This is a genomic window from Streptomyces sp. NPDC001530 (genome assembly GCF_042894545.1).
In the GTDB taxonomy this organism is placed as follows: domain Bacteria; phylum Actinomycetota; class Actinomycetes; order Streptomycetales; family Streptomycetaceae; genus Streptomyces.
The window spans coordinates 96976-112530 of sequence record NZ_JBIAVS010000014.1; the positions used below are offsets into that span (position 1 = coordinate 96976).

Consider the following 15555-nt stretch of genomic DNA (forward strand, 5'->3'; position numbering starts at 1 on the left):
CGGTCCAACGGGAGAATCGGATGGGATTCAGCGCTGCCGCTTCTCAATCAGCGATTAGGCTTGCCGCTCATGGAACTGCGCCACCTTCAGCACTTCGTCGCGGTCGCCGAGGACCAGCACTTCACCCGGGCGGCGGAACGGCTCATGGTGTCGCAGTCCGGCCTGTCGTCCTCGATCCGTTCCCTGGAGCGGGAGCTGCAGGCCCCGCTGTTCGTGCGCACCACCCGTCGGGTCACGCTCACGGAGGCCGGTCGCGCCCTGTTGGGCGAGGCGGAGCGGATCCTGGCCCAGGTCCGCTCGGCGCACGACGCGGTGGCCGCCGTGCAGGGCGTGCTGCGCGGCACGCTCTCCCTCGGCACCGAACAGTGCATCGCCGGAGTGCATGTGGCGAGGCTGCTCGCCGCGTTCCGGCGCCGCCATCCCGATGTCGAGATCCGGCTGCGGCAGGCGGGGTCCGGAGCGCTGGCCGAGGAGGTCGCCGCGGGCCGACTCGATCTGGCCTTCGCGGTCAGGACGCAGGCCGACACCGACCAGCTGCGTTCGGTCCCGCTGGCCAGCGAGTCGATGACCGTGCTCTGCCATCCCACGCACCATCTCGCGACCGCCGCCGTGCTCACGCCCGAGGAGCTGGGCGGCGAGGCCTTCGTCGACTTCCATCCCGACTGGGGACCGCGCCGCATCACCGACGCGGCCTTCGCGGCGGCGGGCGTGCACCGGACCGTGACCCTTGAGGTCAACGACGTGCACAGCCTCCTGGAGCTCGTCCACGAGGGCCTCGGCATCGCCGTCGTACCACGGCACTTCGGCCTCAAGCGCGAGGCCGGCGATCTCACTGCCCTGCCCCTCAAGGGCGCTGGTGAGGCGTCGTACGAGACCGTCGCCATGCTGCCGCCACTGGAGGCCACCAGTCCGGCGGCGCGGACGCTGATTGCGCTCCTCGACACCTCGAAAGAGGGGGTCTGAGACCACCCCCGGAGGGGCCCCGGCACTCCTGACCCAGCCCGGCCCGTAGCCACAGACTCGTGGACGTCCAGCACGAGAACGGCGAGGCGGGGGGACCGAGATGACGGATCACACACGACGGTCAGTGCTGCGGGGCGCGGCGGTAGTGGCGGCGGGAGGGCTCGTCGGCGGCGTGGGCGGACGAGCCGCGGCGGCCCCGCCGCGCGCACCGGACACCAGGCATTACCCGTTCCTGGAGGGGGCGTTCAAGCCCGTCACCGAAGAGCTGACGGCGTTCGACCTGCCGGTCACCGGACAGATCCCCCGCGACCTGAACGGCCGCTTCCTGCGCAACGGCCCCAACGTCCTTGGACTCGAGGACCCGCGCGCCCACCACTGGATGCTCGGCGACGGCATGGTGCACGGCGTGCGGCTGCGGGACGGCCGCGCGGAGTGGTATCGCAACCGCTGGGTCCGCTCGTGCCGCTGGGCTTCCACGGAAGCTGGATTCCGGACGCGTGATCGACCGCTGTGCGCGATGGTGGACGCATGCATGCGAAGGACATCCTCATCGACGCGTACAGCCGCATCCAGGAAGAAGTCCATGCCGCCGTGGAGGGGCTCGCCCCGGACGAACTCAACGCCCGCCCCGCCGAGGCCGCCAACTCCATCTCATGGCTGATCTGGCATCTCACCCGCATCCAGGACGACCATGTCGCCGATGCCGCCGGGCTCGACCAGGTCTGGCTGGCACAGGGCTGGGAGAAGCGCTTCGGGCTCGATCTGCGCCGCGGGGACACGGGGTACGGTCACACCCCGGCGAAGGTGGCCAAGGTGCAGGTGGAGTCGGGTGACCTGCTGATCGGCTACTACGACGCGGTGCACGAACAGAGCCTGGAGTTCGTGCGCGGGCTGACCGCCAAGGACCTGGAGCGCGTCGTGGACGAGCGCTGGACCCCGGCGGTCACCCTCGGCGTACGGCTGGTGAGCGTCCTGGCCGACGATCTGCAGCATGTCGGCCAGGCCGCGTACGTGCGCGGGCTGCTCTAGAGCGCGGCCCTGTACGTAGGGATCAGCTAGAGGGCGGCCTCGTAGCCGGGCAGCACCACGTCGTGGATGAGGGTGGTGCGTTCGTCGAACGGGATGAACGCGCTCTTGATCGCGTTCACCGTGACCGTGCGCAGGTCCTCGACGCTCCAGCCCGCCTCCTCGACCAGCAGCGACATCTCGCGGGTCATCGTCGTGCCCGACACCAGACGGTTGTCGGTGTTGAGGGTGACGCGGAAGCCCAGGTCGCGCAGGGCGGTGATGGGGTGCTCGGCGATGGAGGTGGCGGCGCCCGTCTGGAGGTTGGACGTCGGGCACATCTCCAGGGCGATACGGCGGTCGCGCACCCAGCCCGCGAGGCGGCCGAGCTTGCCGTCGACGATGTCCTCGGTGATGCGGACGCCGTGCCCGATGCGCTGGGCGCCGCAGACCTGCAGGGCCTGGTGGATGCTGGGCAGGCCGTGCGCCTCACCGGCGTGGATGGTGAACGGGACGCTCTCGCCGCGCAGGTGCTCGAAGGCGGCCAGGTGGTCGGCGGGCGGGAAGCCGTCCTCGGCGCCCGCGATGTCGAAGCCGACGACGCCGGCGTCCCGGAAGGCCACCGCGAGGTCGGCGATCTCGCGGGTGCGGTCGAACATGCGCATGCCGCACAGCAGGGTGCCGACGCGCACGGGGGTGCCCGCGGCGGCCGCCTTGGCCATGCCCGCCGCCAGGCCCTCCTGCACGGTCTCGACGACCTCGGGCAGGGTGAGCCCGCCGTTCACCATCAGCTCGGGCGCGTAGCGGACCTCGCCGTAGACGACGCCGTCCTCGGCCAGGTCGAGCACGTACTCCTCGGCGGTGCGGAGCAGGCCCTCGCGGTTCTGCATCACGGCGAGGGTGTGCTCGAAGGTGGCTATGTAGCGCACCAGGTCACCGGAGTTGGCGGCCTGGTAGTACCAGTCGGCCAGCGCCTGCGGGTCGGTGGTGGGCAGGGCGTGGCCGGCCGACTCCGCGAGCTCCACGAGGGTGGCGGGGCGCAGACCGCCGTCGAGGTGGTCGTGCAGCACGGCCTTGGGGAGCCGGCGGATGGTGTCGATGTCGATGCGGGGCGCGGTCATGCGTGTCTTTCCTCGGCAGGTCGTCTTGGGGGAGGTCTGGTTAGTGGGCGGGCTGGAGCAGGTCCCAGCGGTTTCCGTACAGGTCCTGGAAGACGACGACCGAGCCGTACGGCTCGTGGCGGGGCTCCTCCAGGAAGGTCACGCCGGCGGCCTGCATCCGCGCGTAGTCGCGGGCGAAGTCGTCGGTGTGCAGGAAGAAGCCCACGCGCCCGCCGGTCTGGTCACCGATCCGGCCGCGCTGCGCCTCGTCCTTGGCCCGGGCCAGCAGCAGTCCGCTGCCGCCGCCCTCCATGCCCGGCTCGACGACGACCCAGCGGGAGCCGTCGGGACGCGGCGTGTCCTCGGCGAGCCGGAATCCGAGGGATTCGGTGTAGTGGCGGATCGCCTCGTCGTAGTCGTCGACGACGAGGGTGACCAGGGCGATGCGTCTCATCCGGACCTCTCCAGGGTTATACGTAACACGTAGGGTACGGCATCCCGTCAAGCGGTCCGGGAACGATCCCCGACCCCCAATCGTCTACAGTTGTGTAGACCGTCTACAGGAATGTAGTCAGCGCGGGTGAGGTCTCTTGCGTCCGCGCGCCCACCACAGAGGGGGACCACCGATGGCCGCAGCCCCGCGCACCGCGTCGTCGCGCGAGGATGTCACAGACCTCGCCGGCTCGACCGCGGTGGGGAGCGCGGTCGCGTTCGTGCTGCTCACGCTGATCCTTATCGGCCGGGGCGGCGCCGTACTGTTCGGCGACGAGGACCTGGCCTCCTGGTCGCTGCGACACCGCCCGGACATGGCACTCGCCCTGGCCCGCGGCGTGACGTACACCGGCACGGGGCTCCTCCCGTACGTCCTGGTCGCCGTGGCGGGCCTCGTCCTCGGCCGTACGGCGCGGCAGCGGATCCTCTCCGTCGTCGGCCTGCTCGGCTGTCTGGCCGCCGCGCAAGCCGTGCGGTACGGGGTGATGTGCCTGGTCGCCCGGCCCCGCCCCGCGACGGCGGACTGGGCCACCCACGCCTCCGGCTGGTCCTTCCCCTCGGGCCACACCACCACATCCGCCGTCACCGCCGGACTGCTCGCTCTCGCGGTGCTCGCGCGGGCTCCACGCCATAGAAAGTCGCTCGCTTCGGCCATCGGCTGCTGGGCCGTGCTGGTCGGACTGTCCCGTGTCTACCTGGGAGTTCACTGGTTCTCCGACGTCCTCGGCGGCTGGCTGTTCAGCCTGTGCTGGCTGAGCCTGTGCACCTACGTCGTCGCACGGTTCGCCCCCCGTACCCTTTCCGCTTCCGCTTCCGCGATATCGGCGTCCCGTCTCCGCCCAGATCCCACGACGGAAGAGCGCCGCCATGCACCGCCCGCCCAGCACGAAGTCCCCCCTCGATCTACTCCGTAGCCATCTCGGATGGGCCGCCGGCGCGTCCTACCTCGCCGCCGCGACGGTGCCGGCCCCGGGCCTGTGGCTGCGCCACACGCACACGATCGGCGCAGCCGGAGTCCTTGAACTCCCTTTCAGAACACCGCATTTCCTGCTATCCCTGATCCTGTTCACCGCAGGCCTGCAAGCGCCCCCGCACGAGCTGCGGGCGTTACTCGGCCGTCCCACCGCGCTGCTGACCGGACTCATCCTGCATCTGGTCGCGCCGCTGCTGATCATCCCGTTCATCGCGTTCGCGCTGCGACAGTCCCCCGACAGCGACGGAGGCAGTGGACTGGTCGCGGCGATGATCACGATCGCCGCCATGCCCGTGGCAGCCGGGGCCACCGTGTGGACCAGCAAGGGAGACGGCGACCAGCCGACGACAGTGGGCCTCGTGCTGGCATCCACGATCGTCAGCCCCCTGACGATCCCGGTCACGATGACGGCACTGTGCCCGCTGCTGAGCGGCGACTACGCGGGCACACTGGCCGAAGCGGCACGGACCGCGGGGAACGGTTTCGCGCTCACCGGCGTCCTGCTGCCCTGCGGCGCCGGAATCCTGTGCCGACTCGCCCTGCCCCGCCACCTCATGGACCACCTGCTCCACGCGGCGATACTGGGTTCGCTGCTGCTGACGTACATCAATGCCAGCGGTGCCCTCGGCCGCTTCCTCACCCATCCCGAACCGGTGATGTTCGTGGCCGCGCTGGCCGTCGCCGCCACCGTCTGCGGGCTGTCGTTCACGCTGGGCCGGATCACCGCCCGCGTGCTGCGCCTCGACGCGCCCGCCGGTGCCTCCGTCACCCTGGCCTGCGGGATGAACAACAGCAGCGCGGGCGCGGTCCTCATCACGACGATGCTGCCCGACCGGCCGCATGCGCTGCTGCCGGTCCTCGCGTACGGCCTCATGCAGAAGGTGGCGGCAGGCCTCGTCGTACGGGCCGGGCGAGGGGGCCGTACGCACGCATGACATCGTGGAGATCCACTCGGGACCGGCCCCGCCGCGCCCCACCTGACGCTGCCCCCACAGGAGTTGAGTGACATGTCCGAGCTGCCGAAGTCGACCGGAGCCCCGGCCCATCAGAACGTGACGTTCCCCAGCGCCGGAAGCACCACGCACGGCTATCTGGCCCTGCCGCCCTCCGGGCAGGGCCCCGGCGTGATCGTCATTCAGGAGTGGTGGGGCCTGACCGACCACATCGCCAACGTCGCGGACCGACTGGCGGCGGAGGGCTTCGTCGCCCTCGCGCCCGACCTGTACGGCGGCAATGTCGCCCATGACAGCGGCGAGGCCTTCCGGATGATGCAGGAACTGCCCGTGTCACGCGGCGTCGAGTTGCTCTCCGGCGCGGTCGACCATCTACTGGGGCTGCCCGAGGTCACCTCCGACACGGTGGCCTCGGTCGGCTTCTGCATGGGCGGCGGCTTCGTCATCTACCAGGCCGCGGCCGACCCGCGCATCAGCGCGGCGGTGCCGTTCTACGGCGTGATCCAGGGCGAGCTGCCCGACTTCTCCGGCCTGAAGGCGCGGATCCTGGGCCACTACGGCGAACTCGACACGAGCATTCCGAAGGAGAGCCTGGAGCAGCTGAGCGAGGCGATCCAGCAGCAGTCCGGCATCACGCCCGATCTCCGCCTCTACCCCGCCCAGCACGCCTTCTTCAACGACGGCCGCCCCGAGACGTACGCCCCCGAGTCGGCCGCACAGGCCTGGGAGAGCACGGTCGCCTTCCTGCACGAGCGGCTGGGCTGAACCCGTCGGCAGCCGCCTGCCCCACGGCCATCCCGCGTGGGCGGGCGGCCGCTACGTCGCGTCCTGGGCAGCGAGGGCCTGCGCCTGGACGCACCGGGCGCGACGGGGGCGGGCTTGTGAGGGACGCCCGCACTTCTGGACGCGCCTCCGGGCGAACCGCTGGACGTGCCCCTGGACGTACCTCTGGGATACATCCTTTTCCTGCACGGGAGTTACCTGGCAGTAATCCCCGGTGATTTGATGTGCGGCGCCACTCAACCCCCTTCACTCACAGGGAGATCCAGTGCCGCTCTCCTCACTGCGCCGTACCCAGGGCGCAGCCACCCTCGTCCTCTCGCTCACCGCCGCGGGCCTCGTCGGAGCCGCGCCGGCGGAGGCCGCGACGACGCCTTCGATGAGGGTGCTGACGTACAACGTCTTCCTCATGAGCAAGAACCTGTACCCGAACTGGGGGCAGGACCACCGTGCCGCGGAGATACCGAAGACCTCGTTCTTCCGCGGGAACGACGTCGTCGTGCTCCAGGAGGCGTTCGACAACACGTCGTCGGATGCCCTCAAGAGCGCGGCAGCGGCCGAGTACCCGTACCAGACGCCGGTGGTCGGGCGGAGCAAGAGCGGCTGGGACGCGACGGGCGGGGCGTACTCGTCGACGACGCCCGAGGACGGCGGGGTGACCGTACTGAGCAAGTGGCCGATCCTGCACAAGGAACAGTACGTCTACAAGGACGCGTGTGGCGCGGACTGGTGGTCCAACAAGGGATTCGCCTATGTGGTGCTGAATGTGAACGGCGCCAAGGTTCATATGGTCGGAACCCACGCGCAGTCGACGGATCCCGGGTGCGACGCGGGTGAGGCCGCGTCGATGCGCAGCCGGCAGTTCAAGGCGATCGACGCGTTCCTGGACGCCAAGAACATCCCGGCGGACGAACAGGTCCTGGTCGCCGGTGACTTCAACGTCGACTCGCGGAGCGCCGAGTACGCGTCGATGCTCGCGGACGCCGACCTGGTGGGTGCGGACGCGCGGACCGGACACCCGTACTCCTTCGACACGCAGGAGAACTCCATCGCGCACGACCGGTACCCGACCGACCCCCGCGAGGATCTCGACTACGTGCTCCACCGCGCCGGTCACGCGCGCCCCGTGGTCTGGAAGAACGAGGTCGTCAAGGAGCAGTGCGCGCCCTGGACGGTGTCCAGTTGGGGCACCGACTACACGTACACGAACCTGTCCGACCACTACCCGCTGAGCGCGTACGCGGGCTGAGCACGGAGGGCCCCCTGTCGCACGCCGGCAGGGGCCCTCGACCTCACTGGCCCCGCGTGTGGAGCGCGTCGAGGCGGGCCATCTCGTCGTCCGTGAGACGGAGCGCGCCCGCGGCCACGTTCTCCGCCAGGTGGTCCGGGTTGCCGGTGCCGGGGATGGCGAGCACGTGCGGGCCCTGCTGGAGGGTCCACGCCAGTCTGACCTGGGCGGGTGTCGCATCGTGCGCCCGCGCGACGGCGAGCACCTCGTCGTCGGTGGCGCCGCTCGGGCCCAGCGCACCGCCCTTGCCCGCGATCGCGAAGAACGGCACGAAGGCGATGCCCTGTTCACCGCAGGCCCGCAGTACGGCGTCGGCCTCGGGGTCCGGGGAGTCGAGCCCGTACTGGTTCTGCACGCTGACGACCGGCGCGATGGCCTGCGCCTTGGCGAGGTGCCTGGTCTCGACACTGGAGATGCCAAGGTGCCGGATCAGGCCCGCGTCGCGCAGCTCGGCGAGCGCGCCGAAGTGCTCGGCGATCGAGTCCTGTCGCATACGGCGGAGGTAGACCACGTCGAGGTGGTCGCGGCCGAGCTGGCGCAGGTTCTCCTCGACATGGCCGCGCAGGTCCTCGGGCCTGGCCGAGGTGCCCCACTCCCCCGAGTAGTCGCGGAACGGCCCGACCTTGGTGACGATGACCAGGTCGTCCGCGTACGGGGCGAGCGCACTGTTGATCAGTTCGTTCGCGGAGCGCAGCGCCGAGAAGTAGAACGCCGCGGTGTCGATGTGGTTGACGCCCAGCTCGATCGCGCGCCGCAGCACGGCGATCGAGCGTTCACGGTCGCTCGGCATGCCGTGGTGGAAGGCCGCGCTGCCCGTCAACCGCATCGCGCCGAAGCCGATGCGGTTGACGGTGAGATCTCCGAGTTTCCAAGTGCCCGCGGCTGCCGCGTTGATCGTCTCTGAGGTCATCGCGGCAGTTTCGCACACACGGTTTACGGAGCCGTGTGCGCAGGTTCGAATCCTGCCGGGGGCACCCTGTATGAGGTGCCTAAAAGACCCCGTCACCAGCGGAAACGCTGCGGTCGGGGTCTTCGCGTATGTGCAGGCGGATGCCGCCGAAAGCAGCAGTTTGTCAGTGATCACGTAATGACCACGTAATGATCTTCGAGTGCTCCGCTGCAGCTCATCGCGGGTTTCGTCACCTCGACGGGCCTCTTGGACACGAGGTCCAGGGTCACCTGGCTCCCCACTCCAGGAGGCTACGGAACGTGAGTGCCAACGACTGTGGTGAGCTTCCTACTGGAAGGACCGCCCCGGAAGATCACAGTCCTCACACATGACTGCGCCGCTCCTAGCCAACTCCCCGCGAATACGGATTCGACCCCGCGCCTCGTCCAAGAGCCAGTCATAGGAACGGATCAGAACGCGCTCGCGGTACACGAGCGAGTTCAACCGCTCCTGATCAGCCACCAAGCGATGGTGGCGACGACCGATGATCACGAGCCCACTCGCCATGTGATCGATACCGATGAGCCCAAGACCTTGATCGGTTCGGCTCCGCCGAGCAACATCTCGATTGGCAGTCAGCCAGTCCCGCCAGTCTTGGATCTGGCTGAGACCTTTGCGCAGCTCTTTCCTTGGCTGCCCATCCTTGGTGAACAGCTGCGCAGTGGGACTCTCCAGCTCAACCAAGGTCCAGCGCACTCCGCCACTGTCGATTCGCGCAACAAGGAAATCCGGCACGTAGCGTCCACCGAGACTTACTTGGGGCAGCACCCATCGGCAGGCCGCTCCGAGCTCTTGGGCGAGGATGCCGGGGTGCTCCTCGAAGAAGCGTTGAAGGGGCCTCTCATCGGTCGCGGCGTTCAGCTCTACTTCATAGGCAGCCAGAAGCTGCTCATCCACGTCGCCGCGGGCCACGCAGTGCCTGGCGTAGCCGTTTCGCTTCATCTCGGCGGCCACGTAATTGGCGTACTCCACGCAGTCGTTCACGCCAGCCAGTGTGGCCGAGAGACCACAGAGAGAAAGGTAGAAGCCCCGGATCGCTCCGGGGCTTCTACCATCGGTTCCCGTCTGCCATCGACCCAGGCAAAGCCGAGCAGACGCGGCCCATGGCGTCCAGGTCGTTCGTACAGTGGCGCGCTCCACCTGGACGCCATGAACCACGCCCGCTCCACGGTGTGTGGGTCGACGGCAGACGGGATGGGAGCTGGGGTGAGTGATGGGTTGAGGAGGGACGGACACCGGCCCGTCTCACTGCGGGCGGTCACCCGGCGATGCAAGTACCTTTGACCACCGACCGAAGGGGAATCGTGAAGTACGCAGTTGTGGAGCAGCAGGGGCAAGGCACCTACTGGCACGACCCCAGCCCCTATATCGCCAAGCTGTCCGAGATCCTTCCGAAGCTGCCTCCTGGGGTACGGGCCTTTGCTTCGCACCCCGAGCACTACGACTTCTCGGCACCACGCTGTGTGAAGGACCTGAAGCCCCAAGAGCTGCCCTCAGCTGCTGATGACCTGGGGCATTACGAGCTTCGGTTCGCCTGGTCAGGGTGCGAGAGCGATGTACTCACCATCCGCTACAGGGGCGTCAGCAGCGTTCAAATCACGTCTGACGACGGTGGTCCTGTCGAGCTGTCGGACTACAACAGCGTGCGCCTGGACGAAGTCCTGCCGCACGAGGCCGGATGCAGCCACGAGCTGAGGCTGACGACCGGAACCGTGCGGATCGAGTGCGCAGACCTCACAGCGAGCTGGGCGCCGATCAGCAGCTAACGAGGCGTGCCCCTCCCGTGCCCGATCGAGCGGGCAACCCCGGGGAACAACGGTCACTCACAGGCAGAGACCACAGGAACGGCCCCTGACCGATTTACCTGGTCAGGGGACGTTCATATGCGGTGGGTGTGGGATTGAACCCACGGTGACATCGCTGCCACGACGGTTTTCAAGATCTTCGTCGGCTTGGCTCGGTCATTTAGGATCCGCTAGCCCCTGTCAGGGGCTGCTGGACTCTGGGGCTGCCGTGCTAAGCGGCGAATGGCCCGGTGCCGTTGCGTGTCAGGCCGGTTCGAAACCGCTCCGGATGACGCCGTATTCCGTAGGTGTCTCCCAGCAGGTGTAATGACGGCCGGGGAGATCTGACAGGCCAGTCCCCAGCTCTTGTGCCAAAAAGGCTGCATCCGTCTTGCGTGTCCGAGAGGGGTCATCGACGGCCTGATAGCAGGCCGTGGCTCCACGCAGCTCGACGATCACGTACTCCACACGGTTGCCCGCGCCGACCACCGCTTCATCGCCATGCTGCTCGTGCAGGCCACTCAAAGGCTGCCCACAGAGCCCACAGCGCAAGTCGTCCCCTGAGACATCCACAACGGCATCGTACGTCCCTCACGATCACCCGTCGCCATCACTCCATCCGTATACGCGATCTTCCAAACTGGTGATGTACAGCAGCAAGGTGCAGCAACCACCGCGCCCGCAGCCGACTGCTACCAGCCTCGGCAGGCCGACGATGCCCCCGCAGACCACAACGGTTTCGGCCTATATCGCCCAGGTTTCAAAAATGCCCAACTCCTTCCCGATGAAGAGCGCTGCCGAAGTAGGAACCAGCGAGCAAATGCCGATGCCGCCAAGCACATATGGCACCACTGGCGTCGCTTTCGGGAAGTGGCCATCGGGTCGACGCTTGCGCGCAATAGCGAAGCGCCGGATAAACAGAGCGGCACTCAACATGAGCAGGAACGCGCCGATAATCTGCAGCGCCATCAAGCCGCATTCAATAAGGAAAAGGACCAGGTACGAGAGCAGCACCCCCACAACTACCCTCACTTACTCAGATTTCGGCATTAATCAGAATCCGGTCGGCTTTCATTGCCGTCGGCTGCAACCACGCGCAAGGCGGACAATAGGATCACGGCTTGGACTGCGTCAATCCGTGCAGCTGAACGCGTGCCCGATGCGTGCCCGACCGGCTGGTAAGTCGCGGCCATCTACGGGCTCCCCCGCCCTGGACCAGCAACCGCGACAAGCACCACCACGGCAGGTCAAGGGCACTTACCCCGCTGGTGGCTCTGGTGATGATGAGGCGCACGCCCCCCTCCGTACAGCAGCGACAGCAACCGACAGCGCCCGCCATGAAGTCGACAGCGGCCCGAAAGCGGCCGTAATGACTCTGGATGACCGATCCATTCTTAGCTACGGATCAGAAGGCTTCTGACATCCACGGCTGACATCAACGACGCCGGACGAAGGTGTACACCAGCACCCCTGTCCGGCTGTCGCACCCGTCGACGACGGCCTCCGGAGCGGGTTCGGATCGAACTCCTAAAGCGGGTGTCAGAGTCCATCTCGCGTACGGGGCGTTGGCTGCAGCACGGCGAGGCCTCCCTCCCAGCCAGCTGTTCGCCACCAGGCATCGACACGATTGAGGTCTGCTCTCTGCATGGGGGATCTACGGTTGGGGTGTGATGCCACAGCCGATCCGCACATCGCAAGTACAGGTCATCAGAACTGGCATGGCCTACGGCGCTTGGCCCCTGCTCGCCGAAACTGCCGACGGTCAACTGGTGGTGTTGTCGTCCTCCCACGGCGGAGACCGCTGCTATCGGTGGGATCCAGAGACTGGCCGCGAGGTGTGGTCCGTCGAGTTCTACGTGGGCGGCGGCCCGGGCAAGGCTGTCGCGTGCCCACCTGGCGGCGGTGCAGTACTGGCCTCAGCAAATGAGGAGGGTGTCGAGCGCCTGGACGCCTTGACCGGCTAGGAACTGTCCAGCCCGTACATGGAAGAGGTGAGCACCGTCTGGGACGTCGCCGCAGGCGTGTTGCCCGGTGGGCGCCGCTTCTTCGTCGGTGCCGGCAGCGACATCTTCCGCTGGGACGCCATGAGCGGCGACCCGCTGGGCGCACCGCTGACGGGGCATCGAGGTTGGGTCATGGCCGTCACGGCCGTTCCAGGACGGAACGGTACTGCGGTAATCGCTTCAGGTGACGAGAACGGCGTCATCTTGCGATGGGACTCCAAGACTGGCGATCGGATCGGGAATTCCATCACTGGATCACGCGCCGCGATCCGCCAGATCACGTCGCTGATTCTTCCGACCGGCTCCACCCTCCTCATCGCCGTAGACTCCGATAGCACTTTGTGGCGCTGGGATGCGCAAACTGGTGAGTCGGTTGGGGAGCCGATATCGCTGAGCGCGGAGTACCCCACGGTGGCCCCGGCTGTGGTGGATGGTGCCGCGCGGCTGTTCACCTCGGGGACCGACAACAAGGTCCGTGAGTGGGACGCAGCAACCGGCGAGTTTGTCGGGATTCCGTGGGTTGGAATAGACATCCAAGTACTCGCGCGTGCCGACGGCAGCATGCTGTTCGCCACAGGGTCACCCGAGGGCGACATCAGCTTGTACAAGTGAGGGTTCTGCACTGGCGATGCACTGTGGCGCATCTACGTTCCGCAGTGCTCCAAGCCTGCCTGTTACTCGTGCTCTCCTGGGCAAACGCAGCAGTCGACGGCAGTGACGGCAACGCTGACGGCAACGGCAGCGGACGGCAACGGGACACAGCGGTCTTGAGCGGTTGCGACAGGGTGGCATCGAACGGAACCACCAGGGCTTGCCCGCATCTTCTAAGCGCTCGGTCGCTCGGAGCGTGCCACAGTCGTGCCACATGGTGCGGTCAATCACGGTCAACGACGGTCCGCCACAGTGGAGATGTGTGAGTGACCTGGGCTGCTGCTAGAGCTCGTATGACCTGGGCGCCAGACCCACCCCGTACTCCCGCCCTTACAAGGCGGATGTCACCGAATGCTCCAGCTGTAGATCAGGCTCGATAATCGAGATCCCTGCCACCGCTGGCCTTGATCAGCCAGGACAGTGAACCGCTGCCGAACGGCCAGCCGGTGGTGGCCACCTCAACCCAGCCGTTGCCTGGCTCATCGGACCCCGCGTCCCACCACCACCAGCTGCGATCGTCGCCCATGCCGTCCTCGGTCGGGTCGAAGTAGTAGAGCCAGTCCGACAGCGTCCAAGGCTCTTGGTTGAAGGCTGATTTCTGCTCGGGCGTCATCGCCTGCCACGTCTGCAGCCAGGTCTGGGCACCGAATGGCGGGCCGGGCTCCGGCTCCGGCGCGCACCGCTGCATGAACTCCGCCGGCAGCAGCTCCGACCATCGTCCGAACGCTGGCCAGTCACCCGTCCGCTGGACCACACACGCCAGCACGGCACGGGCATTCGCGATGACCCGCGCTGGATCCTCGGCAATGAACCGGACCCGCACGAGAAACGGCCGCTGTCGACCGTCATCGGCCCCGAGGCCGGACTGAAGACGCCGCAGCTCGCCCTTGATGATCTCCACGGCGAAGAAGTGTGCACCGCCACCGGCTTTGCCGCACGTCAAAAAGGCGAGCCAAGGGCTCCAGGTCTCGATCTACGGCTGGCCATGCTGACTGCCTGCTGCCTTGTGAGCAGCAAAGCCTTCTGTCCCATGTGGCCGGATCGCTCCCTTGTGGGCACTTCGTGTACGTGTCAAACAGTTGAGAGGCGGGGTGACCGGGGGAGGGGACGCTGCGTGTCTGCGTTAGGTGAGGATCGGGTCGTGCCGTCGGATTGGGCGGTAGAGCGGTTCGGGCAGCGTGCCGGCGGGCTCGCTGCCGCGGTTCCGGTGCAACTGGCCAGGGCGCACGCGCGAGCTCACGCCGTGCATCTGACGGCCCGGTTGAAGAAGCGCAGTCCCTACGGTGCCACCTTGGCGGAGGCGGTGCGGGAGAACCTGGCGGATACGGCGCGGGAGCTAGAGGAAGCCGTGCGGGACGTGCGTGGGTACGAGTACGCCGTCATCAATGACCACGCGCTCTTCCCCTTCAAGTACGCCGACCGTCCGAGGCCGCTTGATCGTGCTCGGTTGGCTTCCAACGCTTCCCCTACGCGCCGCCGGATGCTCCTGGGGCACGGGCCGCAGCTTCAAGAAGGGCTGTTCCCTCTCGACGACGACCTGACGACGGAGGAGTACGAGGAGCTGCACGAGACGTTCGAGGCGCTTGGAGCCTCCACCAAGCTCGTCTGTCTGTTCTTCACGGCCGACCCGGAGAACGGCATCCACGCCATCCACTGGGGAGACGCCCATCTCGAACCGGACCGCACCTTCACCTGGCTCTACAGCGAACAGCTCGCGGTCGCTCCCCAGCCGCTCGAGTGACGGCCCTGGGCGGGCGCGACCTGCGTCACGTCGGCGACGGTGGGCGGTCTCCTGGGCCGTCCCTGGGCCGTGCGAGGTCGCTCGACAGCGATCGACAGTGACAACCAGTGACAGGTCAGCTACCAGCGCGGTCGGTGAACGGCCAGGTCACGGCCTCCTGACCGAACGGGTTTCCTTCGAGGGGTAGCCATCAGGCAAGATGGGGTGTTTCTGACGACCGACCCCCGGTGAGATCGTGTCAAGCATGGAAGAACTCTTCGACGCGCCTCAGGCAGACGCCCCAGAGCAAGCTGTCATCGCTCACTTCCGGCTGAGTGGTGAACAGTTCGGCGAGCCCGACGAACGCACCGCAATCTACGACGCAAAACGCGCAATGACCGTTGCGGTCGAGGATGCGGGAGTCGGAGAGGTGGACGGGAACGAGTTCGGTGGGGGCGAGGCTGTGGTGTACGCGTATGGGCCGGATGCCGATGCCCTCTTCAAGGTGATGGAGCCGACGCTGCGGGGGCTCCCGTTCCGACCGGCGTATGTCGCTCTCCGTCGCGGAGACGCCGAGGCCGCCGTGTCTCGGGTGGATCTGTGAGTCTGCGTACAGCAGCGAAGTACAGCAACGACCGCGACCAGGGCTGACCGTCACTGCTCCCAGTCGGCCGGCTGACCAGTCCAGCGGACCTCAGCAACCGCGCTGCCCGTAGTTCGCATCGAGGGGACAGCAAGGTTCCGCGTGATGCACCACAAGCCTGTGCGGCTGGAGTAGGCAGGCCTTGGGCACAGCTCGCGTGCCTGGGAGCCATCCTCCAGCCGACACCGGCAGAGCCAACTTTCACGCGCGAACAGCGGTTGGCGGCGAACGCCGATGAGTAGAGGCGCCGG

Annotated in this window: 17 protein-coding genes and 1 pseudogene; 11 read left to right on the top strand and 7 right to left on the bottom strand. The window is 67.5% G+C overall.

All coding sequences use genetic code 11. The features are described from left to right. Window positions 1-69 precede the first annotated feature (69 nt). The 3 genes and pseudogenes from ACFY0T_RS28265 (at window position 70) to ACFY0T_RS28275 (ending at window position 1992) form a co-directional block, all read left to right on the top strand. The gene (locus tag ACFY0T_RS28265; protein ID WP_388876233.1) at window positions 70-963 is read left to right on the top strand and encodes a LysR family transcriptional regulator; all 894 of its coding nucleotides are present in this window, start codon (window positions 70-72) and stop codon (window positions 961-963) included. A gap of 100 nt (window positions 964-1063) precedes the next feature. Next, window positions 1064-1435: pseudogene (locus ACFY0T_RS28270) on the top strand (carotenoid oxygenase family protein); the annotation flags it as partial. 56 nt (window positions 1436-1491) lie between these two features. Continuing rightward, the gene (locus ACFY0T_RS28275; RefSeq protein WP_388876236.1) at window positions 1492-1992 is read left to right on the top strand and encodes a DinB family protein; all 501 of its coding nucleotides are present in this window, start codon (window positions 1492-1494) and stop codon (window positions 1990-1992) included. A gap of 26 nt (window positions 1993-2018) precedes the next feature. Here the strand turns inward: ACFY0T_RS28275 and ACFY0T_RS28280 are convergent, their stop codons facing one another. After that, a complete protein-coding gene (locus ACFY0T_RS28280) occupies window positions 2019-3089 on the bottom strand; it encodes an adenosine deaminase (protein ID WP_388876239.1) in 1071 nt (356 codons plus the stop codon). A 40-nt stretch (window positions 3090-3129) separates the two neighbouring features. Further along, complete coding sequence (locus ACFY0T_RS28285; RefSeq protein WP_388876242.1) at window positions 3130-3522, bottom strand: VOC family protein; 393 nt, start codon at window positions 3520-3522, stop codon at window positions 3130-3132. Window positions 3523-3694: 172 nt separating this feature from the next. Between ACFY0T_RS28285 and ACFY0T_RS28290 the strand changes: the two genes are divergently transcribed. From ACFY0T_RS28290 to sph, 4 genes are all read left to right on the top strand, one after another. After that, window positions 3695-4474 (top strand): phosphatase PAP2 family protein, encoded by a 780-nt coding sequence (locus tag ACFY0T_RS28290; protein ID WP_388876245.1) that lies wholly within the window; start codon window positions 3695-3697, stop codon window positions 4472-4474. Further along, a complete protein-coding gene (locus tag ACFY0T_RS28295) occupies window positions 4428-5468 on the top strand; it encodes a sodium-dependent transporter (protein WP_388876247.1) in 1041 nt (346 codons plus the stop codon). The genes ACFY0T_RS28290 and ACFY0T_RS28295 overlap by 47 nt, the downstream gene beginning before the upstream one ends. A gap of 72 nt (window positions 5469-5540) precedes the next feature. Further along, window positions 5541-6251 (top strand): dienelactone hydrolase family protein, encoded by a 711-nt coding sequence (locus ACFY0T_RS28300; RefSeq protein WP_388876250.1) that lies wholly within the window; start codon window positions 5541-5543, stop codon window positions 6249-6251. A 283-nt stretch (window positions 6252-6534) separates the two neighbouring features. After that, window positions 6535-7515, top strand: a complete 981-nt coding sequence (gene sph, locus ACFY0T_RS28305; RefSeq protein ID WP_388876253.1) for a sphingomyelin phosphodiesterase — start codon at window positions 6535-6537, stop codon at window positions 7513-7515. Window positions 7516-7558: 43 nt separating this feature from the next. Here sph and ACFY0T_RS28310 read toward each other — a convergent pair whose 3' ends face one another. Then, window positions 7559-8464: an aldo/keto reductase gene (locus ACFY0T_RS28310; RefSeq protein WP_388876257.1), complete on the bottom strand. Its 906-nt coding sequence runs from the start codon at window positions 8462-8464 to the stop codon at window positions 7559-7561. 327 nt (window positions 8465-8791) lie between these two features. Further along, a complete protein-coding gene (locus ACFY0T_RS28315) occupies window positions 8792-9487 on the bottom strand; it encodes a Shedu anti-phage system protein SduA domain-containing protein (protein WP_388876260.1) in 696 nt (231 codons plus the stop codon). Between the two features lie 320 nt (window positions 9488-9807). On the opposite strand from ACFY0T_RS28315, the gene ACFY0T_RS28320 reads away from it, so the two are divergent. Continuing rightward, complete coding sequence (locus ACFY0T_RS28320) at window positions 9808-10269, top strand: hypothetical protein (RefSeq protein ID WP_388876263.1); 462 nt, start codon at window positions 9808-9810, stop codon at window positions 10267-10269. Window positions 10270-10551: 282 nt separating this feature from the next. Here the strand turns inward: ACFY0T_RS28320 and ACFY0T_RS28325 are convergent, their stop codons facing one another. Together ACFY0T_RS28325 and ACFY0T_RS28330 are read right to left on the bottom strand one after the other, a co-directional pair. After that, the gene (locus ACFY0T_RS28325) at window positions 10552-10860 is read right to left on the bottom strand and encodes a hypothetical protein (RefSeq protein WP_388876265.1); all 309 of its coding nucleotides are present in this window, start codon (window positions 10858-10860) and stop codon (window positions 10552-10554) included. Between the two features lie 171 nt (window positions 10861-11031). Further along, a complete protein-coding gene (locus ACFY0T_RS28330; protein ID WP_388876268.1) occupies window positions 11032-11307 on the bottom strand; it encodes a hypothetical protein in 276 nt (91 codons plus the stop codon). A 971-nt stretch (window positions 11308-12278) separates the two neighbouring features. Here ACFY0T_RS28330 and ACFY0T_RS28335 point away from each other — a divergent pair. Then, window positions 12279-12902, top strand: a complete 624-nt coding sequence (locus ACFY0T_RS28335) for a WD40 repeat domain-containing protein (protein ID WP_388876271.1) — start codon at window positions 12279-12281, stop codon at window positions 12900-12902. Window positions 12903-13308: 406 nt separating this feature from the next. Here the strand turns inward: ACFY0T_RS28335 and ACFY0T_RS28340 are convergent, their stop codons facing one another. Then, window positions 13309-13842, bottom strand: a complete 534-nt coding sequence (locus ACFY0T_RS28340; protein WP_388876274.1) for a hypothetical protein — start codon at window positions 13840-13842, stop codon at window positions 13309-13311. Between the two features lie 390 nt (window positions 13843-14232). Here ACFY0T_RS28340 and ACFY0T_RS28345 point away from each other — a divergent pair, with 390 nt between their 5' ends. Both ACFY0T_RS28345 and ACFY0T_RS28350 read left to right on the top strand, forming a co-directional pair. Next, window positions 14233-14682 carry a hypothetical protein gene (locus ACFY0T_RS28345; RefSeq protein WP_388876277.1) on the top strand — a complete coding sequence of 150 codons (450 nt, stop codon included), beginning with the start codon at window positions 14233-14235 and terminating at the stop codon, window positions 14680-14682. A gap of 244 nt (window positions 14683-14926) precedes the next feature. Continuing rightward, on the top strand, window positions 14927-15265 hold the full coding sequence (locus ACFY0T_RS28350; RefSeq protein WP_388876280.1) for a hypothetical protein: 339 nt from the start codon (window positions 14927-14929) through the stop codon (window positions 15263-15265). Window positions 15266-15555: the final 290 nt, after the last annotated feature.